Genomic DNA, 23,531 nt, shown 5'->3' on the forward strand with positions numbered 1-23,531 from the left:
CACTCATTTTTGAAAAAGGAGGGAAAGCAATGTCAGAAATAGCGATTAATGTAACGAATTTAGCAGTGGAAATTGGCAAGAAACAAATTTTATCCGATATGTCTCTCGAAATAGAAAAAGGGGAAATATTCGGCTTAATCGGCCCATCCGGCGCTGGCAAAACCACGCTCGTCAAAACAATCATCGGCATGGAAAAAGCAACGAGCGGACAAACCGAAGTACTAGGAAAAGTAATGCCTAATTTGCCCGTCATTAGCAAAATTGGCTACATGGCCCAATCGGACGCACTCTATACCGATTTGACCGCCAAAGAAAACTTAGATTTTTTTGCTTCACTTTATTCTATTAAAGGTGCGGCCAAGAAAGAGCGCATGAACTATGCAGCCAATCTCGTTAATTTACAACAAGATTTAACCAAAAAGGTGACCAATTATTCGGGAGGAATGAAGCGGAGGCTCTCTTTAGCTATTTCTGTACTTGCAGATCCAGACGTCCTTATTTTAGATGAGCCAACAGTCGGAATTGATCCAGAGCTAAGAAAAACCATTTGGGAAGAACTAGCAGACTTGAAAGCAAACGGCAAATGTATCCTTGTAACGACACACGTGATGGATGAGGCCGAAAAATGCGATCGACTTGCAATGATTAGAAACGGGAAAATAATTGCCGTAGGGACCCCACAGGAGCTCTCAAGCAAAACCTCGTCTGGTAAACTAGAAGATGCCTTTTTAGAGTTTGGAGGGAAGAACTAATGCGAATACTTGCTATCGTCAAACGAATCGTCAACCAATTTCGTCGTGACAAACGCACGCTCGCTTTAATGTTTCTCGCACCACTCTTACTAATCACACTGCTCACTTATTTATTTGAAGGCGATACAGTGAAGCCAGTCGTTGGCGTAAGCGGACTAACTGATTCCATGGTACAAGAACTAAAAGCAAATGATCTAACCATTAAAACATACCCAGACAATACCGATGCAACAGCTAAAATTAAAGATGCCGACCTCGATGCCTTTTTCCAACAAAATGGTGAAAAAATCAAGGTAACTTACGAAAATAGTGAACCAAGCCTAAGTAAAGAAATCGGCTTAAAACTACAAAAATCCTTGATGGCGGAGCAGCAAATACAAGTGAAGAATCAAGCAAAAGCAACCGGAGAAGTACTCGCCAAAGCTGGAATTGACCCAAGCACCATTCCATCACTTACTCAAAGCCCAGAAAAATTAACCATCTCAACCGATTACGTATACGGAGACAAGGATACTAGCTTTTTCGATACCATTAGCCCGATTTTCATTGGCTTTTTCGTCTTCTTCTTCGTATTTTTAATCGCCGGGATTTCCTTCTTGAGAGAACGGACAACTGGGACGCTTGAGCGACTCATGGCCACTCCAATTAAGCGGATTGAATTAGAACTAGGATATTTGATTGGCTTTGGAATTTTTGCCTTACTACAGTCCATTTTAGTCGCCGTATTTTCCATTCAAGTACTCGGCATGATGCAAAACGGCTCCTTATTCTATGTTTTACTAATTACGCTTACACTCGGAATGGTTTCACTCGCGCTAGGAATCTTACTCTCGACCTTTGCGAATAATGAGTTCCAAATCGTTCAGTTTATTCCAATCGTTATCGTGCCACAAGTGCTATTCTGTGGGATTTTCCCACTCGACGGCATGGCAGATTGGCTCGTTTGGATCGCGCATATTATGCCACTATATTACGGCGCCAACGCATTAACATCCATCATGGTAAAAGGGGAAGGATTTGCTTCGTTTGCGAATGATTTCTACATTTTACTTGGATTTGTTCTCGTATTCGTTGTATTAAATATTTTTGCTTTAAAAAAATACCGTAAAGTTTAACTAGAAAGGAAGGGATAAGACGTGGATGCAGAAGGAGATATCTTGCGCCAAATGCTCGATTTAACAGAAAGTGAAACAAAAATGAGCGATAAACAACGTCGTATTGTAGCCGCAGCGATTGAACTATTTGCCGAAAAAGGCTACGCGGGTACTTCTACAAATGAAATCGCCAAAAAAGCTGGCGTCGCAGAAGGAACCATTTTCAGACATTATAAAACAAAAAAAGATTTATTGATGGCAATCACTATGCCGACATTGATTGGCGGTGTTATCCCATTTTTAGCACAAAGCTTCGTGAAAGAAGTGTTTGAAAGTGATTATCCAGATTTCCAGTCATTTATTCGGGAAATCATCGTTAATCGTTTTGAGTTTGCTAAAGAAAATGGAAAAGTTATTAAGATTTACTTTATGGAATTGTTTTATCATGATGAACTAAGAGTACAATTTTCGGAAATTTTTATGACCCATGTAAAAGGGCAATTTGACCAAATGATTGACTATTATAAAGAGCGTGGCGAAATTGTTGATATGCCAAATAGCACGATTATGCGCGCGCTTATTACGAATATTGTTGGTTTTATGTTGACGCGCTTTGTCGTTATGCCAGATGCAAATTGGCAGGATGAGAAAGAAATGGATGATACGGTCGCTTACATTATGCACGGCTTAGGCAAATAAAAAAGGTAGTCCAGTTATTCTGGACTACCTTTTTTTTATTTAGTTGAGTCAGTTGATTTTTTCTTATTGTAGTTGTATTTACTTGGATCTACTTTTTGGAAACCATCAGGAGCGTAGAAACGTAACAAGTCACCTTGTAATACAGAGTCGGAAAGCTCTAATTCTTTCGCAACTTTTTCTTTCGTTTCTTTCATTTCTTTTGTTTCCGTAGCAATTGGTTCGCCGGTTTTTTGATTATACATGTTACCACCAATCATCGAGTAAGTAGGGGTTATATAATCACCATTTCGGAATGGAACCAGTTGTTTATGATCTTTGGAAAGTAAATCTGTACCAAATTGCAAGTACTCTTTGTTATCAACACCAAGTAAGTGAAGTAATGTCGGTAGTAAGTCAACTTGACCACCGTATTGTTCTTGAACGCCACCTTGAACACCAGGAACGTGAATCATTAATGGAACACGCTGCGCTTGGGCATTTTCAAAAGTGTTGTATTCTTTACCAAGAATTTTAGTCATTGCTTCTTCATGGTTGTCGGAAATACCATAGTGGTCACCGTACATGATAATTACAGAGTTATCGTAAAGACCAGATTTTTTCAAGTAATCAACAAAGCTCTTAACAGATTCGTCTAAATAACGAGCTGTTTGGAAATACGTATCTACAGAAGAATCGCCAGTCGTTGCCGGAGCAATGGAAGCATCTTTCTCATCGATTGGATAAGGGAAGTGGTTCGTAAGCGTAATAAATTTCGTGTAGAACGGTTGTTGTAAGGACGATAGATATTCTTCGGACTCTTTAAAGAATGGTTTATCTTTAAGGCCGTAGTTAGAAACATCTGCTTCGTTCATATCGTAGTAACTAGCATCAAAGAATTTATCGTAACCAAATTGTTTATAAATTTCATCACGATTCCAGAAGCTCTTATAGTTACCGTGGAATACAGCGCTTGTATAGCCTTGCTGTCCTAAAATAGCAGAGGCAGATTCATACGTGTTTTGCCCTTTAGTCGTAAAGGCAGAACCTTGAGGCAAGCCGTAAAGCGAGTTCTCAAGTAGCATCTCAGAGTCAGCTGTTTTACCTTGACCAGTTTGGTGGAAGAAGTTTGTAAAGCTTAGTGTATTTTGATCTTTAAAGAAAGAGTTAATAAACGGCGTTACTTCTTCTCCATTAAGTTTGTAATTCACTAGGAACTGTTGGAAACTTTCTAAGTGAATATAAATAACGTTTTTACCTTTCGCTTTACCGAAATATTCCGGGTTTGGCGCGGCGTATTTGGATTTAGTATAGTTTAAAACTTCAGTAACGTCACTACTATCAGCAAGTGCACGCTGCGTAGATGATTCGGTACTTTTTACTGCGTCATAGATTTGGTAGTTAGTCATACCAAGATATTTAACAATATAATTTCTATCAAATGTTCTTGTTAACAGTTGTGGACGATCAATTTCTGCAAGTCCTAAGTTACCAAAGAACATCGCGATACCAAGTGTTAGAACTCCAACAACTTTTCTCGCACGAATACGGGCAGTTTTGTCTGGTTTTACAAAGCGGAAAGCAAGTAGTGCAATTAAAATAATAATATCCGCGAAGTAAATAATATCGTGCCAGCTGAGTAACGCTGTGATACTACTTCCCATGTCGCCCATGTTTTGCATTTGTTTTGCATTTAGATTCGGAAGCGTAATGAAATCACTAAAGAATCGATAATAAACAATATTTGCGTAAAGAATGAAACTCATTAAAAAGTCAATAACGATAATCCAAATGAATGAACGACGTCCTTTAGCAAAAAGCGCAAGACCAATAAAGAAAATGGCCCCACTTAATGGATTAATGAACAGCAAAATTTGCTGCATAAGATTTTCTATGCCAAGTTTAAATTCAAGTTGATATGCAATATACGTTTTTAGCCAATAAAGAATGACGGCTAGAACAAAAAATCCATAATTCTTGCTTAAAAACGTTTGGATTTTTATTTTCCAATCCTTCATGAAACACCTCTCCTACACACTATTTACTCGTTTTATTTGTTGTTTTTTTAAATGAAAAAAAGAAGCTGTATTATGTAAAAAAACAATCTCATACAGCACCCACTTTAACATAATTCTAACACAAGATTAATAAAAGGCAAGCTATAACCTATACGTCTGAAGTAGGATTTATTAAGAAATAGGCTGATATAACTAGTCAAAAAAGAACCATTTGGAATAGAATTCTGCTAGAATAAAAAGAAAACATTGAGGTAAGTAATGAATCCAATTATTACAAAAGAATTTTTCGAAACTAAAACGACAATGGAATTAGCGCGGGATATTCTTGGCATGCGTCTCGTACATCAAACAAGTAGTGGTGAGCTATCTGGCTTGATAGTGGAAACTGAAGCGTACCTTGGCGCAACCGATATGGCAGCACATAGTTTTCAAAACCTTCGAACGAAACGAACCGAAGTGATGTTTGCCTCACCCGGTACAATCTATATGTACCAAATGCATCGCCAAGTTTTGCTTAATTTTATTACTATGCAAAAAGGTATCCCAGAAGCCATTCTAATACGAGCAATCGAACCTGACGAAGAGTCGCTCGAACAAATGGCACATAATCGTCACGGGAAAACAGGCTTTGAACTTACAAATGGTCCAGGAAAATTATCGCAAGCATTAGGATTAAGTATGCAAGATTACGGGAAAACTCTTTTTGATAGTAACATTTGGCTAGAAGGGGCAAAAACGCCGCATATAATAGAAGCAACTAATCGAATCGGGGTACCTAATAAAGGAATGGCAACCCATTTCCCTCTAAGATTCACCGCCAAAGGAAGCCCATATATTTCTGCTCAGCGAAAAAGTAGTATTTTGACCCATATTTGGGAGTGATTTTACAATTTTGTCACAGGTCGGAAAAATACTTCGCGTAAGTCACTAATTTTCTTTGCTTCATCAGAGGAGCTACTATATAATGAAATAGTTACAAGGAGGAATTATATGTTAAAGAAAACAATCGCAATAATTATTTTAATCATCGGGTTACTATTAATTTTTTCCCCATTCATCAAAAACGGTATCGTGAAATACATGAGTGGTCATGAAACAATCGAACAATATAATGCATCAGACATACAAAAAAATAATAAAAAAGACGCTACCTTTGATTTTGAAAGTGTGCAGCTACCATCCATGACTTCCGTTATTCAAGGAGCCGCAAATTATGACAAAGATGCAGTTGTCGGTGCGATCGCAGTTCCATCTGTAGACGTAAGCTTACTCGTATTCAAAGGAACCAATACAGCCAACTTGCTTGCAGGCGCGACAACCATGCGTTCCGATCAAGTAATGGGTAAAGGTAATTATCCGCTAGCGGGACACCATATGCGTAATGAGTCGATGTTATTTGGCCCAATTATGAAAGTTAAACAAGGCGACAAGATTTATCTAACAGATCTTGAGAACTTATATGAATACAAAGTCACTGAAACAAAAACAATTGATGAAACAGAAGTAAGCGTTATTGACAACACAAAAGACGCTAGAGTGACACTGATTACATGTGATAAACCAACCGAAACAACAAAACGATTTGTGGCAGTTGGTGAACTAGAGAAAACTGAAAAACTTACAAAAGAACTAGAAGATAAATATTTCCCTAGTAAATAAAAAATATCCCTACAGAATTTATTCTGCGGGGATATTTTTTATGGAAAGAAAGTGAACCATTATAATCACTTATTAAACTATTGTATTCCTCTATTAATTTTTCTGGCGTTCCTTCTATTGTTTCAATAAAGATAGGATTTTTTAGCTCATCTTCAGGTATGGCTTGTTTCTTTTTCGCGCGGTCGAGTATTAACGTTGCTTCTGCTTTTGTGCTTGTCACTTTTTTTACTAAGAAAACAAGGTCATTACTCGCTAATTTTTCTTTTTCTAGTTGCGCTTCATCTGTACTTGCTTTGATGAATGCCTCATAAGTCTTTGTTAAATTAGTATATTGTTTTTCGTAAGCTGCGATATCCAGCTCCGTTAAATTGGAAGCATTTATTTGTTGGTTGCGAAGTTCAGCGACCAGGTTTTCACTAGCAGAAATAAAATTATTTAAGGCAAGACATGTCAGACTGCCAGATTTTTCCATTTCTTTTGCTGCAAAAGCTTGTTGTGCGGTGTTTAGTTTTTGCATTGCTTCATTAAAAGATTGTATTTCTTTATTCGAATTTTGGATGGAATTGGTCAATTCTTTATGGAGTGTGGCAGCTTTTGCATAATTATCATCCAAATAACTTTTAGAAGTGAAGTAAGTTTGTAAATCATTTAGTATGTGGATTTCATTAGTTATCTCGCTGGAAAGTTTTTCAAAATTTTTATCCATTGGAAGTGATGGTGCTTTACTCACGGAATCTTTCATAGCAATAATAGCATTGGCTGTTCCAGCGGGATTTCTAATAGGTGTTAAGAAATCGTTATTGCTCGGTATTTTGAAATCGCCATTTTCATCAGAATAACTTTTTAAATAGTTCGTTCTTGCGTTAATAAAATCATAATTCATGGCGTTGCTTAGTTTTACATAATCGTTATACTTTACTAATTCTTCTTTGGTGTATAGGCCGTTATCGGTTGCGGAATTTTCTTTTTTATCACTACCACAACCAGCCAGTAAGCTTACGGAAAGCGCGATAATGAGTAAACATAGGCCTGTCTTTTTAAAATAATTCAATAGTTGATCATCCTCATCTGTAAATTTAAAAAGGTGCTTTCTAAGTGTAGCATTTTTTCTGGATGATTTCTCCTTTTATTGTAAATGTTGTATCATAGACATGAGGTTTACTTTGAGAAAGGAAGTGCAGTGATGAAACTAACCGTTTTTGGACATTGGGGTGGCTATCCGGTAGCGAATGAGGGGACGTCTAGTTATTTGCTAGAAGAAGCTGGATTTAAGTTATTAATTGATGTTGGAGCAAGTGCTGTTTCAATTATGCAAAACTATATTGATCCTGATGATATTGATGCGGCAATAATTTCTCATTACCATCCAGATCATGTAGCAGACGTAGGGATTTTACAGCACATTCGACTATTATCACAAAGGAAGGAAAAACCGCCAGTCTTGCCAATTTATGGGCATAAAGAAGACAAACGCGGCTATTCTTTTTTAGAAATGGCAGGCGTAACAAAAGCAATCGAGTATAAAGCGGACGACACACTGGAAATTGGACCGTTTAAAGTAACTTTCTTAAAAACAGTTCATCCAGTGCCTTGTTATGCGATGCGGATTGAAGCCGGCGGGAAAGTTTTTGTTTACACCGCAGATAGCGCGTATCAAGATAGTTTTATTCCTTTTGCGGAGGGCGCGGATTTATTAGTAACCGACACGAACTTTTTCCATGATTTAGCAGGGAAAACGAAAGTCCATATGGCAAGTACCGAAGTTGCCAAAATTGCCAAAGAAGCCAACGTGAAATCATTACTACTAAGCCATTTACCAGAAGTGGGCGATTTAGAAGTATTGAAACAAGAAGCAGCAGCAATTTACACCGGGGAAATCGCACTCGCATCAAAAGGTTTGACGAAAACATTTTAATATAGAAGAAAAGGGGTTAGGGGTATGTATTTTATAGATAATAATAATGAAAAAGATCCACGGATTAACTTGGCTGTGGAGGAATTTATTTTAACGGAATTGAAGCTAGATGAGCCTGTGCTGTTATTTTACATTAATAAGCCATCGATTATTATTGGGCGAAATCAAAATACAGTAGAAGAAATTGATACAGAATATGTTGAAAAAAATGACGTAATTGTCGTGCGCAGACTTTCCGGTGGTGGCGCGGTGTATCATGATGAAGGAAACTTGAATTTCAGTTTTATCACAGAAGATGACGGAGATTCGTTCCATAATTTCGCGAAATTCACGCAACCCATTGTGGAAGCTCTTAAACGTTTAGGCGTCAATGCGGAACTGAAAGGACGCAATGACTTGCTGATTGATGGCTTCAAAGTGTCTGGAAATGCCCAATTCGCAACGAAAGGCAAAATGTTCTCACACGGGACATTGATGTACGATTTGAACATAGATAACGTTGTGGCATCGCTAAAACCACGTAAAGATAAGATCGAATCAAAAGGAATTAAGTCTGTTCGTAGTCGTGTAGCGAATATTTCTGACTTCATGGATCAAGAAATGACAACCGAGGAATTCCGCGATTTGCTATTACTTTACATTTTTGGTGTGGATAAAGTAGAAGATGTGAAAGAATACAAATTGACAGCGGCAGATTGGGAAAAAATCCACGAAATTTCTGCTAAACGTTACGGTAATTGGGATTGGAACTACGGGAAATCACCAAAATTCGACCTAACACGTACAAAACGTTTCCCAGTTGGCTCAGTAGATGTTCGCTTAAATGTGCAAAAAGGGATTATTACCGATATCAAGATTTTTGGCGACTTTTTCGGCGTGAAAAATGTAACGGATATCGAGGAGAAATTAGTTAATACCACTTACAAACGTGAAGCTTTGGACGAGGCTTTAGCGGATATAGACGTCAAAGAATACTTTGGTAATATCACAAAAGAGGAATTTTTAGATTTACTTTATTAAAAAACGGAAAGCACGCATGAAGTGTGCTTTCCGTTTTTTTATTTGAGATTTTTTCCTGACATCCAGCGCTCCAGCCGTTTTCCAACAAACCATAAAATAACGACGGAAAGAGCTAAAATAGCCAGTTTGAGCGGTTGGTGAATTAAATCGACGAAATCATAGCCAATATAGCTAATCGCAAAAACTTTAATCAACTTTCCACCTACAAGCGCTAAGATAAATTGATACACTTTAATTTTAGAAAGACCTGCAACGATATTTACAGCCGAAGAGGGCGTAAAAGGCATTACAAGTAAAATGAAAATCGGGCTAAAACCATGTCTATCAATCCATTCCATTACACGTTTAATTTGTTTATGACCCGAAATAAATCGTAAAAATCGTGTCTGACCAAATTTTCGTGCTAGTAAGAATACACATAAACTACCCGCAATTGCTGCTGTCACTGATATTAAAAAACCGCCAAGTAGTCCGTAGGCATTTACGTTAACTACAACGAATACTATAAATGGTAAAAATGGTAAAAACGCTTCAATAAAAGGTAAGAAAAAAGCTAAAAGTGGACCTAAATTCCGATATTCACTTAGCCAATACATTAAATTATCATAAGAAAAGAAATTCATCATATCCTGCCAAAATGTCATAAGCAAGCCTCCAGTAGTCTTTAACAACTTACTTTATTTTCTCACATAAAAATGATAAAGCGCTAATAAAACAGCTTGAATATCGTTAAAATCCTAGTTTAAAACCAGGATTTTAACATTTTTAACGATGAACTTCATTTTCGAAGGAATTATTTTAATTGGTAAAGTGTTCCTTCTCCAGAGCCATTCATTCCGGGAGCGCCGCCATTTGTATTTTGAGAAGCGCTTGAAGTAGTATCGTCGTCCGTGGAAGTGGAACTGCTCCATTCTGATTGATCAATTTCGGTACCATTTTCTTGAATCCATTTTACCACATCTGAGTCGGAAGCTTTACTATTTGATGGAAGATAAAAATATTTTATTTCGCCGGATTTAATCATTTGTTTTAGCTGTTTGACCGTGAGCGTTGGATCTGTGCCATTGAATCCTCCGAGGGCCATAACTGCTTCTTTGGTTTTAATAATATAAGGACCGGCTGTTGTGGCATCCGTTGTGCCAAATAAATACGTTTCGCCAGTATTATTTTTCTGTAAATAACTAATCAAACCACTATCAACTGAGGCATCAGCAAAACCGCCGCCACTGGATTGTTTTAATTGTGGCCCAGCTTCAGGCAAGGAACTATTTCCACCATATAAAATGGGCGTCAAGGACCAATAGGTTGGTGCGATAAGCAGAATTGCTAAAGCTATCGCTGTTATTTTCGCCGCGAGTTTTGGCTGTTTTTGTCTAATTGCAATTAACAAGGCGGAAACCCCAAGTGCAGCAATCCCGATAACAGCCGCTAAAATTGGCAAGTAACTAGCCACAAAGAAAGCTTGAAGTGCGCCAGTTAGTGTAAGTGTAGTTGGTAAAAGAAATTTTTGCCAATTATCTTTATGACGATATAGGCGGAAAAGTGCGACCAATCCAACGCCACTCAGTACCGCAATTGGAGGAGCTAACATAATTAAATAATAATGATGGAAAAATCCAGCAACACTAAAGAATCCGGCGACTGGAATGAGCCATGCTGCCCAGAAGACCATTTCTTTTTGCTTAGAGTTCAATTGATAAATTCGCTTGTTTTCATTTCGATAAGCTAGGAAAATCGCTAACATTCCGATGATAGCCAGTGGTAAAAACCAACTAATCTGATCACCAAGTGCGGTTTGGAATAAACGAAGCGGTCCAGCATTCCCAGTGCCAAACATGCCTGTGCTACCAGTCATTTTCGAACCTGTTCCGCCATTTGTAGTGTTACCAGGACCTCCAGTTGGTGGCGTGCCGTTATTACCTTGAGGAGGAGTTCCACCACCATCTGCACCGCCTTGCATATTTCCACTTGGAGGCGTTGGCGGTGTCGCATTGCTAGAATCAGTGGAATTATTGCTTGGTGGCCCACCCATCTCCATATTGCTACCACTGCTACCAGTTCCTGTTTCTTGCCCAAGCAGCCGTTCCATGCCATTATAGCCAAAAGCAAGTTCGAGCACTGAATTTGTTTGACTACTACCAATGTAAGGGCGCTCTGACGCAGCAGTTTGATCCACCACGACTGCCCATGAAACAGACACGCCAAGCATTAAAATGAGCGCGATTACTAATTGAATAAGCTTTTTTCGCCAGCTTAATTTTACCGCGATAAAGTAAAATAAGAGGAACGCTGGAACAACCATGAAAGCTTGAAGCATTTTTACATTAAAGCCGACACCAATCAATCCAAAAGCAAGCAGAAGCCAACCAAATTTAGCACGATTAACCGCTTTAAAAAGGAAATAGGTTGCCAGTAATAAAATAAATACCAGAATCGCATCCATGTTATTCGTGCGTGTCACTGCTACCGCGATAGGCGTAAGTGCCATGATTAGCGCGGTAATTCTTGCAGCCCAAGCACCAAATCTAGGTTTAACGAGTACATAAAGCAAAATCACCGAACCGACACCGGCTAAGGCTTGCGGCAAAATAACGCTCCAACCATGCACCCCGAAAATTAGTGCACTAATCGCTTGAAGCCAAAGCGCAACTGGCGGCTTATCCACCGTAATAAAACCAGCAGGATCAAAAGCACCGTAAAAAAAGTTGTGGAAGTTTTGCACCATACTTGTTACTGCGGCTGTATAATAAGGATTTACCGTATCATCATTCCAAATACCATAAAAATTAAAAAAGATAGCAATAACAATAATTCCAACAAAATAAAAGTCTAAATGTTGTATTCGTTTCTTCATAGTCTTCACTTCTTTCCATAAGATAATACCTTTATTTTAGAGTCAAAATATGAAAAAAACGTGAATAAATCTGGAAATAAAGTAGATATTTCTTTTTTGTAAAGAAATTTCGGAAAAAGTCTTGTCAAAACTTACATAGAATGGTATTATATAAAAGTTGTTAAAACACTAAGAACTACTTACTGTGCGGGTGTAGTTTAGTGGTAAAACTACAGCCTTCCAAGCTGTTGTCGTGGGTTCGATTCCCATCACCCGCTTTATATTTTTTATAAATCCTGTTATCAACGCAGTGTTTCGACCTTTTTAAGCGAAGCATTGCGTTTATTTTATTGCCTGAAAATAAGGAGAGAGGGGATGATGAAAGTGAAACTGGAACCGAATTACGCATCGTTAAAAGAAGAGATAATCGCATACGCCCACGAAATCGGTATTCAAAAAATTGGTTTCACCACAGCGGACCCTTTTTTATTTTTAAAGGAACGATTACTAGAAGCGGAAGCCTTAGATCTCTTTACAGGTTTCGAGCATCCGGTAATTGATGAGCGTGTTTACCCAGAGCTAATTTTCAAAGAACCCAAGTCGATTATCGCGATTGCTCTTGCTTATCCGTCTAAATTAAAAGAAGCGCCCGTCAGCAAAAAAGAAGCAAGACGTGGCGTTTTCGCACGAGCTTCTTGGGGCATCGATTATCATACGGTTTTACGAGAAAAATTAGCGCTACTAGAACAATTTTTAAGTGAACGGTTACCTGATGTGCGGATGAAATCGATGGTAGATACCGGTGAATTATCAGATGTTGCTGTGGCTGAGCGAGCTGGCATTGGCTGGCGCGGAAAAAACACTTTGCTAATAACGCCAGAATACGGCTCTTGGGTCTATTTAGGCGAAATGATAACCAATATACCTTTTGAGCCAGATACGCCAGCAAGCGACCTGTGTGGCAGCTGTAACCAATGCGTTAAAGCTTGTCCAACAGGTTCCTTACTAGGTGAGGGCAAAATGAATCCGAAAATTTGTTTAAGCTATCTTACCCAAACAAAAGACTTTCTAGATGAAAAATATCGCGAAGTGTTGCATAATCGTTTGTATGGTTGTGATACTTGTCAGGTTGTCTGTCCTTATAACCGCGGGCATGATTTCCATTTTCATGAGGAGATGGAGCCAGACGCAGAACTTGTTCGTCCAGAATTAAAGCCACTTCTACATATTTCCAACCGAGAATTCAAAGAGAAGTTTGGCGATATGGCAGGGTCGTGGCGCGGTAAGAAACCAATCCAGCGCAATGCTATTATTATTTTAGCGCGCTACAAAGATAAAACAGCAGTGCCAGATCTAATCGACTGCTTGCAAAATGATCCAAGACCAGTTATTCGCGGAACAGCCGGCTGGGCGCTACGCAAAATCGGCGGGGCTGACGCAGAAGCCGCTGTCCAAAAAGCGCTTCAAACCGAACAAGATGAACAAGTACTACAAGAATTAACTGCTATACCAAATTAAAAGAAACCAGGTGAAAAGAACATGCCAAATCATATCGTACTATATCAACCAGAAATCCCTGCAAATACCGGGAATATCTCCAGAACTTGTGCTGGAACAGATACTTATTTACATTTAATTCGTCCACTTGGTTTTTCAACTGACGATAAAATGCTTAAACGCGCCGGACTCGATTACTGGGATAACGTCAAACTTGCTTATTACGATTCCTTAGATGAATTTTTCGAGAAAAACGAAGGCGGAGAATTTTTCTACATTACCAAATTTGGTCGCCACGTATATAGTGACATCGATTATAGCGATCCCAATAAAAACTATTTCTTCGTATTTGGAAAAGAAACTACCGGCTTACCAGACGAACTTTTACAAAAAAATGAAGAAAACTGTTTACGAATTCCGATGACAGACCATATTCGCTCGTTGAATTTATCGAATACAGCAGCAATTTTAGCTTATGAAGCATTACGTCAGCAAAGTTTTGGCGCGCTTTTACAAGAACCAAATTATGATCGGAAAATATTTCAAGACTAAGGGGGAGTTAGAGTGAATCAGGCGATAGATGCGATTCTAGGACATTACTCTGTGCGAAAATTTGAAGACAAGGACTTAACGAAAGAAGAGTTGAGCTTACTTATCAAGAGCGCACAAGCCGCTTCTACATCCAGCTTTGTTCAAGCATACTCCATCATTGGAATAACAGATAAAACACTTCGCGAACAAATTTCAGAAATTGCGGGAAACCAACCGTATACCGTAAAAACAGGACAATTATTTATTTTCGTGGCCGATTTAGCGCGCCATCATGCGATTTTAGAAGAACATCAAGTAAATACAGAATCACTAGAAACCTCTGAGAAATGGCTTGTTTCCGTAATAGATGCCGCGCTTGCCGCACAAAATATGGCTATCGCTGCAGAATCACTAGGACTAGGCATTTGCTTCATCGGCGGAATTCGTAATAATGTCGCACAAATCGCCGAAATTTTGAATTTGCCACCATACACCATGCCACTATTCGGCTTAACCATTGGCCATCCAGCGGCAGATAAAGAAAAAGCCAAGCCGAGATTGCCTCAAGACTTGGTATATCATGAAAACACCTATCAAAAAATGGACTCAACCATTTTAGCAGAATACGATGAACAAATTAAAATGTACTACGACGAAAGAACAGCTGGCAAACGCGTTGAAGGCTGGTCCGAACAAATCGCCCGCGGACTTGGAAAAACAAGCCGACTCGACTTAAAAGCATTTTTAGAAAAACAACATTTAAACCAAAAATAAAAAAAGCGGTTCGGCACATTTTAATAATGCGCCGAACCGCTTTTTTTATTTATTTCTTTTTATTCCTAGCCATTTGAATTAGATTCCAAATAACGAGAATTAAAACGATTACTAGCAAGATATTAATTAATCCACCCGCAATATGGAAAATAATTCCAAGTAACCAAACCGCTAATAAAACAACGATTATTCCCCAAATAATTCCTAACATGTAAAAAACCTCTTTCTGAACTTTTGATTGTACTCTTATATATTCCCGCAAGCCCAGTCTTTAAACATATTAACTATTATTTTTGTGTAATATAAGCTAAAAGTGCCTTCACACCTTCCGTGACCATCCGCTCCGTTTCATCAAAATCACCTGTATAATAAGGGTCCGGAATATCTTTATCCTCTTGACCAGGCACAAAAGACATCAGTGAACGAATGACTACATTAGGATTACTATTAAGCTCATTTAAATCCGCTAAATTTTGCTGATCCATCCCAATAATAAAGTCAGCCTCATTAAAATCTGCATCAGAAATTTTCCGAGCGCGCATTCCCTGATAATCAACACCATGCTTTTTCAAAACGGCTTGTGTCCCGCGATGAGGCGGTTTTCCTAAGTTCCACGTACCTGTTGCAGCAGAGTCAATTTTGATTTCATTCGTTAAGCCAGCTTCCGTGACTTCTTTACGAAAAAGCCCCTCCGCCATTGGTGAACGACAAATATTCCCTAAACACACAAAAACAACTTTAACCAATTAAATTCCTCCTTAGTTCCATTCTTTATATAACGCAGCAGCAGCCTCTTGATTTATGCCGTCACTCACTTTAAGTAATTCGAAAATCCGTTCCACAAGATTAGGCGCAAGCTTTCTCTGGAAATAAAGCAATTGATTTTCAAATAAGCTATACGCAACTAAATTATAAGGAATTTCCTGTTTCTCAAATAAACTTATTAGCGTTTCTAAATACCACTTTTTATCCGAATAATCCTCTAATAACTCCAGTAATTGCTTTGTTTTTTGAACATTACTCGAAGCCAAAATTTGTTCTAATTTTTTTACCGGAAATTGTTCCGCAAAATCAATTGGAAAAGGGCTAAAATATAATGCCTCTAAAAATGTTGCCATATTTTCCGCAACAATGAGTGTTTGCAACGTTTCAAAATCAACATAAATAATACTGGGCTGAGACGCGTCATCTGGATAAGAAAAGCCAATATAGCGCGATTCATCCCGGTGAAAGTAAACTTGTTTTCCCGCAAGATCCACCTCTTTTTGTTCCGGAATATCCGTTAATAATTCATCCAAGCTCGCCAAATAATATATTTCAGCAAAATCAAGCCCATAAGAAGTTGGCTCCGTAGTCGGGAAATGATTTTTGCGAATCAATCCGCCATTTTGCTTCAATAGTAATTGTTTATAGTCAGCTGGCAAAATCAAGCCAAGCGCAGTTTCTTTTTCATGTATAGCTTGTTCAGTCGCAGCTTTATTCCCATTTTCCACCCAAATTGTCATCATCTTCAACTCCTCCCTGTATTATCCTAAAAAAAGCGAATTAGCGCAAATAAAAGAACATAGCTAGGCGGATTTCCTAACTATGCTCGAGACATTTATTTCAAAAGATCCTGATAGTAACTATTTCCATTGCGTGCATCAAACTTGGCTGTTAAAGTTTCTGTCATTTCCACCAAATCTGCCTCCGTTTCTCTATCAAAAAGAGGGTAGGCAGCTTGTAAGAAAATAAGACGGTCTAATCCACTTTCAGATTGAAGAACCATTTCCTTATTCACATCAAGAACTTCGCGTGCTTTCTCGGTTTGATTGCTAAGGACTAAGTATTTAAGCAGATCACCAAGAGGCGGGATTAAGCCACTTTGTTTTTCCACCATTGGATAGCCCGTATCAAAGCATTTCTGTGCCATTTCCTTATCACCATCTGCCAAGTAAACCAGCGCCATCATACCATACGTCAGATGTGGCACTTCCTGGCAACTTTGATTTCCTTCGATAATCGGTTTCGCTTTTTTCTTCGCATTTTCAAAATCGTTCATGAAAAAATAATAGTGGACCTGATCCTGCGTTTCGCAAGCGGCACAGTCATTTAAGTAATCTCCTTGTGTCGAAATCCATTGTTCGAAAAATACTTTGGCTTCATCCACTTTTCCCATTCGCATTGCTGCAAGGGTGGACACTTTATAGTAAGGTCGTAACGAATAATTTTGCTTTTCGTATTTCACTTTCATATCGTTTAAAAGCTCATCAATTTGCGCTTTCGATACTTCTGCAAAAGTGGGAACATCTTCACTAATCCATTTATATTTCCAAAGCAAATCACGTGTATCATAAATAGATGCATCATCTTCCCATAATTTCGCTAACCAGCTAAAAGCTTGTAATTGTTTTTTGGGGAATCCGACCACCGAACATGTATCAATTAAGATATCGCGTGCTTCAATCGCCGTGTCTATATCATTATGCGCATCAGCCCCAGCAATTACTCGTTCCAATAATTTAATTCTTTCCGGTCCATCTTCTAAATCCCAAGACATATCAAAATCTACTAAATAATCCATTGTTGTTCCTCCTGTAGTATCTCTAAGTTTTGTAAAACATTTTTAATAAGCATTCAAGCTATCTTGATAATAACTATTTCCATTCCGCACGTCAAACTTCGCCGTCAAAGCTTCCGTCATTCCCACCAAATCAGCTTCTTTCTCCCGGTCGAAAAGGGGATAGGCAGCTTGTAGGAATAACAGACGCTCCATTCCGCTTTCTGCTTGGAGAACGATTTCTAGATGGGCATCGATGACTTCGCGTGCTTTTTCTGTTTGGTTTGTCTTCACTAGATATTTAAGCAAACAGCTGAGTGGTTGGATTAAGGCGCTCTGTTTTTCAACAAGCGGATAACCTTTATCGAAGCATTCTTGCGCCATTTCCGCGTCGCCGAGTTCCAAATAAACAAGCGCCATTTCCCCGTAAGTATAATGAGGGACTTCAGCACATGCTAATTTTCCGTTAATAATCGGGGTGGCTGTTTCCTTGGCTTTTTCATAATCTTTAATGAAGTAATAATAACTTGCTTGAGAACATGTTTCGCAAGCAAGGCAGTCATTTAAGTGATCAGCTTCTGTGTTATTCCATTTAACAAAGAATTGTTTAGCTTTTTCCACTTCACCCATCCACATAGCATCAAGCGTACAAACTTTATAATAAGGGCGTAGTGAGTAATTTTGCAGCTCGAATTTCAGCTTCATATCCTCTAAAAGCCGGTTAATTTGTGTTTTTGATATTTCATCAAAAGTAGCAATCTGTTCACTAATCCATTTATAATTCCAAAGCAAATCAAAAGTATCTACAGAAGAATTGTCGTCTTCCCATTTTTTCACTAACCAACTAAATGCTTTCAGTTGTTTTTTAGGAAAGCCAGCCGTTAAACAAGTTTCTATCAATAATTCCCGAGCTTCAACAGCACTTTCGACATCGTTATACATATCGGCACTTGCGATAGCTTGTTCCAATAATTTCACTTTTTCAGCATTATCATCCATTCCCCAAGCTTCTTCTAGTGCATTCAAATAATCCATGGTTCCCCTCCAGTAGAATCTTTACAAAACTTGTTAGTAAGATTCTAAAATACTTTGATAATAATTATTTTCATTTCGCGCATCAAACTTCGCCGTTAAAGCTTCCGTCATTTCCACCAAATCAGCTTCTTTTTCCCGGTTGAAAAGGGGATAGGCTGCTTGTAAAAACAATAGTTGGTCTAATCCATTTTCTGATTTCAAAACCATTTCTTTGTTTGTATTAAGAACTTCGCGCGCTTTTTCGAGTTGGCTTGTTTTAATTAAAAATTTGAGTAAATAGCTAATTGGTGGAATTAACGCGCTTTCTTTTGCGACCATGGGATAGCCTTTATCGAAGCATTCTTGGGCTTTCTCCTTCTCGCCGAGTTCCCAATAAGCTAAAGACATCATAGCATATGTTTGATGAGGAATTTCATGACAACATTGCATTTCTTCGATGATTGGTTGTGCCATTTTCTTCGCGTTTTTAAAATCATTCATAAAGAAATAGTAATAAACTTGATTTTGTGCTTCACAGATGGGGCAATAATTTGATAAATCTGCTTCTGTAGAAATCCATTGTTTAAATCTTTTTTGTGCTTCAGCTACTTCCCCCATCCGCATTGCGGCAAATGTAGAAGCTTTATAGCAAGGGCGTAATGAATAATTTTTTTGTTCATGTTTTAGTTTCAGGTCATTTAAAAGGCTATCAATTTGTGTTTTTGATACATCTTCAAAAGTAGGAACTCGTTCACCAAACCATGTGTATTTCCAAAGAAAATCTTCCGTATCAATGTAATATACATCGTTGTCTGCATCTTCCCATTTTTTGATTATCCAATAAAATGCTTGCAATTGTTTTTTTGAAAAACCCATAGTTAAACAAGTTTCAACCAACAAATCACGAGCATAAATACCACTGGGTACATCCTTACATTTATCTGCGGCGGTAATTAGTTGCTCTAATAAATTCACTTTTTCAGATGTGTCTGCCATTTTCCAAACTGTTTCTAAGTCTTGTAAATAATTCATGTTTGTTCCTCCTGAAGTATCTCTAAGTTTTGTGAAACAAGTTTAGTAAGCATTTAAGCAATCTTGATAATAACTATTTTCATTACGCGCATCAAACTTCGCTGTTAAAGCTTCCGTCATTTCCACTAAATCTGCTTCTTTTTCCCGGTCGAAAAGGGGATAGGCTGCTTGTAAGAAAATAAGACGGTCTAATCCACCCTCGGCTTGGAGAACGATTTCCAGATTGGTATCGATGACTTCGCGTGCTTTTTCGGTTTGATTAGTAGCTACTAAATACCTAAGCAATTGGCCAAGTGGCGGAATTAAGGAACTTTGTTGTTCCACAAGTGGATAACCTTTATCAAAGCATTGTTGTGCCATTTCCGCATCTCCAAGTGCTAAATAGGTAAGAGCCATAATACCATATGTTAAATGAGGAACCTCTGCGCAACGCTGTTTTCCTTCAATAATTGGTTTCGCTTTTTTCTTCGCTGCTTCATAATCTTTCACGAAATAATAATAGTGTAACTTATCTTGCCGCTCACAAACAGTGCAGTCATTTAAGACATCTTCCTTCGTGTTGCTCCACTTTTCAAATAGTTCTTTCGCTTTTTTTACATCACCCATCCGCATTGCCGCAAGGGTACACACTTTATAGTAAGGTCGTAGTGAATAATTTTCTTGTTCAAATTTAACTCTCATATCATCCAAAAGTCCGTCAATTTGCGCTTTCGATACTTCATCAAAAGTCGGAACATGTTCGCTAATCCATTTATATTTCCAAAGAAGATCTTCTGAGTCAATATAGACATCGTTGTCTTCATCTTCCCATTTGCTAATTAACCAACTAAAAGCTTGTAGTTGTTTTTTCGGGAAGCCAGCATCTAAACAAGTTTCAATCAACATATCGCGAGCATCCATGCCACTTTCTACATCATTATGCGCATCTGCTCCAGTAATGATTCGTTCTAAGATTTTAATTTTTTCAGGCGTATCTTCCATGCCCCAAACTGTTTTCATATCATTTAAGTAATCCATCATTTTGCCTCCTACAGCATCTCTAAGATTCGCAACATATTTTGATTCATTAATTCCATTTCCTTACGTTTAAGCGGATAATGCCCTAACAGTAAGGCTTGGATGTAAAGTACATTCACAATCACGGACAATTCATTCACGCTTTTTCCAGAGCTGAAAAGTCGTTTAATCAGTTCATTATCTAAATTTAAATACAAGTGAGCGAGCGGGGCAGGTTCTTGTTCTTTTTGAATGCTCTCTAAAATATCACTAAAAACTGAATTCGTCTCTTCGACAGCTCGTTCTAGTTCGCGTAACTCTTGTGTTGCTGTAGAATGGATGAAAATAATCGGTAAATCTTTTGGCTCAAAATGTTTGATCAGCACATCGGTGTCAAACTCAGCCATCATACTATTCATTTCTGTCAAAATAGGTTGGTACGCTTGTTCTTCATCCGCTGTCATTGGACGTAATTTATCCGTCATTTCTTCCGGCTGGATTAAAACAAATTCAGTTCCTTCCACAAAGTAACTTAACTGCGCTAAAATTGGCGAGTCGTAGGAATAACCACCATTAATAAGTGTTATACCGCTTGATCTCGCAATATCTTTAATTTGTCTAAAATCATCGACAGAATAAGTGTAATAGATGACATCGTTTTTCGCGATAATATCACCTAATTTTTCTTCACCATTCAATGTTCGAACTGGAAGATAAGGATAAATCAATTTTAAAAATGGTGCATCTTCACTAGCAAGTGCTTTAAAACCAAGATAATGGGTAGCTAATAATTTCATCAGCGCTTCTTCCGGAAGTGTTTCAATTCCTTTTTTCAGCGCAACGCCAAGCTCATCAGCAACACTAGTTAACCGCTCATTTTTATAAAACGCTTCACGGGAGGCAACAGGTTGAAGCTCATCCGTCCAAATCACGCATTTAGCAAAAAACGACCAATCCGGTAAAATATTATTTGCTTCACTAGTTACATACATATTATTTAAAAATACCGTATTTTTCCGGATAGCATTCATTTGAACAGCATGAGGAATCATATAAGCAATCCCAAATGTTCTACCAGATTCATTTTCAATTAAGAAATAATCTTGGAAATGCGTTCCCAGAATATATTCGCCGTACTGAATAATCTGCTCTCGCGAAAGTTTAAACAAGGTTTCTTTATCGGAAAACTGTTTGGTCCAGCTATTAATTTCTTCCTCTAAACCATTAATTTCTACTATTATATTGCTTTCCAAAGAGGAGCCATATTTTTTTAATGTATTGATTAAATATTCGACTTCCTCGCATTCAGGATGATCTTCTAAACCAGCGCGCAAACGTAAATACACTTGCGTACCAGGTTCGCGAGTGTCGGTTTCTATTTTTCGAACGGAATAAGTACCGTCCGCTTTCCCGCGCCACTCGGTTGTGCCGCCGTCTTTTTTTGAGGTGGAAATCATCACAATTTCATCACTCACGATAAAACAAGAAAGCAAGCCAATTCCGAAACGACCGATAAAGTCATTGGAACTCTCACCATCAAAGTTTTTTTCGCCTTTAGATGAATTAGCGATAGTAGCAAGAAAAGCGTGAACTTCTTCTTCCGTTAAACCAATCCCGTTATCTTCTAAAATTAATGTTTTTTCATTATTATCTCCAGTTAGAGAGGCATGAATTTTACCTTCTAAAGTTGGATCTATTTTTTTTCGGGCGCGAATGGCATCGGTTGCATTTTGCAACAATTCGCGAATATAAACATCTTTTTCGTCATAAAGGTGGTTTGAAAGAATGTCAATCATACCAGCCAAGTTCACCTGAAAGCGGTGAGAATAATTTTCCATAGTCCGGGCCTCCTAGTTGTGTAAATCTCTTTTTTATTCTATCATAAAGGGTGAGATAAATAATGAGAAAACAGTTATAGATGTTTAAGAATTTCTATCAGTGGTAAATACTTTGTGATGGTTTCCACACTGGACAATGTGATGGAAATAGATTATACTCATTATTAAGAGATAATCATTACAAAATAGGAGGAAGATAATTATGAAAACAATCAACTCAGTAGACACAAAGGAATTTTTGAATCACCAAGTAGCGAATTTAAACGTATTCACAGTAAAAATTCATCAAATTCATTGGTATATGAGAGGCCACAACTTCTTCACTTTACATGAAAAAATGGATGATTTATATAGCGAATTCGGCGAACAAATGGATGAAGTAGCAGAACGTTTACTAGCTATCGGCGGAAGCCCACTATCCACTTTAAAAGAGTTTTTAGAAAATGCGAGCGTAGAAGAAGCTCCTTATACAAAACCTAAAACAATGGATCAATTAATGGAAGACTTAGTTGGTACACTGGAATTACTTAGAGACGAATATCAACAAGGCATCGAGCTAACTGACAAAGAAGGCGACAATGTAACAAACGATATGCTAATTGCTTTCAAAGCTAGCATCGACAAACATATCTGGATGTTCAAAGCATTCTTAGGAAAAGCTCCATTAGAATAAAATTAACCAAAAACTAGAATAAAATTAATCAAAAACTGTGTGGGAAATTTTTCTCACACAGTTTTTTTATACGCTATACTGTTATAGTACAATATCCTTATTTTTGATTTGTTTTAACACAATTTGGTTTGAAGCATCTCAGAAAGAGGTATATTATCTTCATAACAAAAAGCAGAAAAAGTGAAATTCATAGTCAAATCTGCTATTCTTGAATAACAATCTTCACGCATAAAAAAATGGAAACGAGGAGTGAAAAGCATGAATATTGAGGTAACGGACCAAGCAAATAAATGGTTTCATGATGAATTCGATGTAGCCAATGGTAATGGAATTCGACTTTTTGCCAAATATGGTGGTTCTAACAGTTCCTTACATCCTGGTTTCTCTATCGGTCTAACCGCCGAAAAACCGCAAGAAGCAGCAGTTGCTGAGCAGAAAGAAGACTTAATTTTCTTCATTGAAGACCATGATTATTGGTATTTCAAAGACCACGACTGGAAAATTGACTATGAACCAAAAACGGAAGAAGTATCCTTTTCCTTTAAAGAAAAAGTGAAATGAATCCAACAATAAATGACCGCGTGTAATCAATTTGATTTCAGGCGGTTTTTGTTTTAAAAACTTTACTGTTTCGCCTTCCTTTGCTATTCTACTAAGAGAGCAGGAGGAGA

Annotated in this window: 24 protein-coding genes and 1 tRNA gene; 13 read left to right on the forward strand and 12 right to left on the reverse strand. The window is 37.9% G+C overall.

The window, feature by feature from the left end; translation table 11 throughout:
* Positions 1 to 29: 29 nt before the first annotated feature.
* Genes HCX62_RS03295 through HCX62_RS03305 form a run of 3 tightly spaced genes read left to right on the forward strand, consistent with a single transcriptional unit; the run spans position 30 to position 2,545 of the window.
* The gene (locus HCX62_RS03295) at positions 30 to 752 is read left to right on the forward strand and encodes an ABC transporter ATP-binding protein (RefSeq protein WP_185637008.1); all 723 of its coding nucleotides are present in this window, start codon (positions 30 to 32) and stop codon (positions 750 to 752) included.
* Complete coding sequence (locus tag HCX62_RS03300) at positions 752 to 1,867, forward strand: ABC transporter permease (protein WP_185637009.1); 1,116 nt, start codon at positions 752 to 754, stop codon at positions 1,865 to 1,867. Before HCX62_RS03295 ends, HCX62_RS03300 begins: the two co-directional genes overlap by 1 nt.
* Positions 1,868 to 1,888: 21 nt before the next feature.
* Complete coding sequence (locus tag HCX62_RS03305; RefSeq protein WP_185637010.1) at positions 1,889 to 2,545, forward strand: TetR/AcrR family transcriptional regulator; 657 nt, start codon at positions 1,889 to 1,891, stop codon at positions 2,543 to 2,545.
* Positions 2,546 to 2,580: 35 nt separating this feature from the next.
* On the opposite strand, the gene ltaS is transcribed toward HCX62_RS03305, so the two are convergent.
* Positions 2,581 to 4,539, reverse strand: a complete 1,959-nt coding sequence (gene ltaS, locus HCX62_RS03310) for a lipoteichoic acid synthase LtaS (RefSeq protein ID WP_185637011.1) — start codon at positions 4,537 to 4,539, stop codon at positions 2,581 to 2,583.
* Between the two features lie 258 nt (positions 4,540 to 4,797).
* Here ltaS and HCX62_RS03315 point away from each other — a divergent pair, with 258 nt between their 5' ends.
* Together HCX62_RS03315 and HCX62_RS03320 are read left to right on the forward strand one after the other, a co-directional pair.
* The gene (locus tag HCX62_RS03315) at positions 4,798 to 5,421 is read left to right on the forward strand and encodes a DNA-3-methyladenine glycosylase (RefSeq protein ID WP_185637012.1); all 624 of its coding nucleotides are present in this window, start codon (positions 4,798 to 4,800) and stop codon (positions 5,419 to 5,421) included.
* A 108-nt stretch (positions 5,422 to 5,529) separates the two neighbouring features.
* Entirely contained in the window at positions 5,530 to 6,198 is a 669-nt protein-coding gene (locus HCX62_RS03320) for a class A sortase (protein WP_185637013.1), read from the forward strand.
* On the opposite strand, the gene HCX62_RS03325 is transcribed toward HCX62_RS03320, so the two are convergent.
* Positions 6,188 to 7,249 (reverse strand): DUF3829 domain-containing protein, encoded by a 1,062-nt coding sequence (locus HCX62_RS03325; RefSeq protein ID WP_185637014.1) that lies wholly within the window; start codon positions 7,247 to 7,249, stop codon positions 6,188 to 6,190. The genes HCX62_RS03320 and HCX62_RS03325 overlap by 11 nt on opposite strands.
* Positions 7,250 to 7,381: 132 nt before the next feature.
* Here HCX62_RS03325 and HCX62_RS03330 point away from each other — a divergent pair, with 132 nt between their 5' ends.
* Positions 7,382 to 8,113 carry an MBL fold metallo-hydrolase gene (locus HCX62_RS03330; RefSeq protein WP_185637015.1) on the forward strand — a complete coding sequence of 244 codons (732 nt, stop codon included), beginning with the start codon at positions 7,382 to 7,384 and terminating at the stop codon, positions 8,111 to 8,113.
* A 24-nt stretch (positions 8,114 to 8,137) separates the two neighbouring features.
* Positions 8,138 to 9,133 (forward strand): lipoate protein ligase LplA1, encoded by a 996-nt coding sequence (lplA1, locus tag HCX62_RS03335; protein ID WP_185637016.1) that lies wholly within the window; start codon positions 8,138 to 8,140, stop codon positions 9,131 to 9,133.
* Positions 9,134 to 9,171: 38 nt separating this feature from the next.
* Here the strand turns inward: lplA1 and HCX62_RS03340 are convergent, their stop codons facing one another.
* Positions 9,172 to 9,777 (reverse strand): TVP38/TMEM64 family protein, encoded by a 606-nt coding sequence (locus HCX62_RS03340; protein WP_008947315.1) that lies wholly within the window; start codon positions 9,775 to 9,777, stop codon positions 9,172 to 9,174.
* Between the two features lie 149 nt (positions 9,778 to 9,926).
* On the reverse strand, positions 9,927 to 11,987 hold the full coding sequence (locus HCX62_RS03345; protein ID WP_185637017.1) for an ArnT family glycosyltransferase: 2,061 nt from the start codon (positions 11,985 to 11,987) through the stop codon (positions 9,927 to 9,929).
* A 186-nt stretch (positions 11,988 to 12,173) separates the two neighbouring features.
* On the opposite strand from HCX62_RS03345, the gene HCX62_RS03350 reads away from it, so the two are divergent.
* The 4 genes from HCX62_RS03350 (at position 12,174) to nfsA (ending at position 14,768) form a co-directional block, all read left to right on the forward strand.
* Positions 12,174 to 12,244: transfer RNA gene (locus tag HCX62_RS03350), tRNA-Gly, on the forward strand.
* A 100-nt stretch (positions 12,245 to 12,344) separates the two neighbouring features.
* Positions 12,345 to 13,484 (forward strand): tRNA epoxyqueuosine(34) reductase QueG, encoded by a 1,140-nt coding sequence (gene queG, locus HCX62_RS03355; protein ID WP_185638009.1) that lies wholly within the window; start codon positions 12,345 to 12,347, stop codon positions 13,482 to 13,484.
* A 21-nt stretch (positions 13,485 to 13,505) separates the two neighbouring features.
* A complete protein-coding gene (gene trmL, locus HCX62_RS03360) occupies positions 13,506 to 14,015 on the forward strand; it encodes a tRNA (uridine(34)/cytosine(34)/5-carboxymethylaminomethyluridine(34)-2'-O)-methyltransferase TrmL (RefSeq protein ID WP_185637018.1) in 510 nt (169 codons plus the stop codon).
* Between the two features lie 12 nt (positions 14,016 to 14,027).
* Positions 14,028 to 14,768 (forward strand): oxygen-insensitive NADPH nitroreductase, encoded by a 741-nt coding sequence (gene nfsA, locus HCX62_RS03365; RefSeq protein WP_185637019.1) that lies wholly within the window; start codon positions 14,028 to 14,030, stop codon positions 14,766 to 14,768.
* A 49-nt stretch (positions 14,769 to 14,817) separates the two neighbouring features.
* On the opposite strand, the gene HCX62_RS03370 is transcribed toward nfsA, so the two are convergent.
* The 8 genes from HCX62_RS03370 to HCX62_RS03405 form a co-directional block, all read right to left on the reverse strand.
* Positions 14,818 to 14,979, reverse strand: a complete 162-nt coding sequence (locus tag HCX62_RS03370; RefSeq protein WP_008947320.1) for a lmo0937 family membrane protein — start codon at positions 14,977 to 14,979, stop codon at positions 14,818 to 14,820.
* Between the two features lie 76 nt (positions 14,980 to 15,055).
* Positions 15,056 to 15,514, reverse strand: a complete 459-nt coding sequence (locus HCX62_RS03375) for a low molecular weight protein-tyrosine-phosphatase (RefSeq protein ID WP_185637020.1) — start codon at positions 15,512 to 15,514, stop codon at positions 15,056 to 15,058.
* Positions 15,515 to 15,526: 12 nt separating this feature from the next.
* Positions 15,527 to 16,273 carry an SMI1/KNR4 family protein gene (locus HCX62_RS03380; RefSeq protein WP_185638011.1) on the reverse strand — a complete coding sequence of 249 codons (747 nt, stop codon included), beginning with the start codon at positions 16,271 to 16,273 and terminating at the stop codon, positions 15,527 to 15,529.
* A gap of 95 nt (positions 16,274 to 16,368) precedes the next feature.
* Positions 16,369 to 17,331, reverse strand: coding sequence for a hypothetical protein (locus HCX62_RS03385; protein WP_185637021.1), 963 nt, complete (start codon positions 17,329 to 17,331; stop codon positions 16,369 to 16,371).
* A gap of 42 nt (positions 17,332 to 17,373) precedes the next feature.
* Complete coding sequence (locus HCX62_RS03390) at positions 17,374 to 18,342, reverse strand: hypothetical protein (RefSeq protein WP_185637022.1); 969 nt, start codon at positions 18,340 to 18,342, stop codon at positions 17,374 to 17,376.
* A gap of 33 nt (positions 18,343 to 18,375) precedes the next feature.
* On the reverse strand, positions 18,376 to 19,353 hold the full coding sequence (locus HCX62_RS03395) for a hypothetical protein (protein ID WP_185637023.1): 978 nt from the start codon (positions 19,351 to 19,353) through the stop codon (positions 18,376 to 18,378).
* 42 nt (positions 19,354 to 19,395) lie between these two features.
* Positions 19,396 to 20,370 carry a tetratricopeptide repeat protein gene (locus HCX62_RS03400; protein WP_185638014.1) on the reverse strand — a complete coding sequence of 325 codons (975 nt, stop codon included), beginning with the start codon at positions 20,368 to 20,370 and terminating at the stop codon, positions 19,396 to 19,398.
* Positions 20,371 to 20,381: 11 nt separating this feature from the next.
* On the reverse strand, positions 20,382 to 22,187 hold the full coding sequence (locus tag HCX62_RS03405; protein ID WP_185637024.1) for an HSP90 family protein: 1,806 nt from the start codon (positions 22,185 to 22,187) through the stop codon (positions 20,382 to 20,384).
* Positions 22,188 to 22,389: 202 nt separating this feature from the next.
* Between HCX62_RS03405 and fri the strand changes: the two genes are divergently transcribed.
* Together fri and HCX62_RS03415 are read left to right on the forward strand one after the other, a co-directional pair.
* Complete coding sequence (gene fri, locus HCX62_RS03410; RefSeq protein ID WP_008947326.1) at positions 22,390 to 22,860, forward strand: non-heme iron-binding ferritin Fri; 471 nt, start codon at positions 22,390 to 22,392, stop codon at positions 22,858 to 22,860.
* A 258-nt stretch (positions 22,861 to 23,118) separates the two neighbouring features.
* Positions 23,119 to 23,421, forward strand: a complete 303-nt coding sequence (locus tag HCX62_RS03415; protein WP_185637025.1) for a HesB/YadR/YfhF family protein — start codon at positions 23,119 to 23,121, stop codon at positions 23,419 to 23,421.
* Positions 23,422 to 23,531: the final 110 nt, after the last annotated feature.

Origin of the sequence: Listeria swaminathanii, from assembly GCF_014229645.1 — a bacterium.
Taxonomy (GTDB): domain Bacteria; phylum Bacillota; class Bacilli; order Lactobacillales; family Listeriaceae; genus Listeria; species Listeria swaminathanii.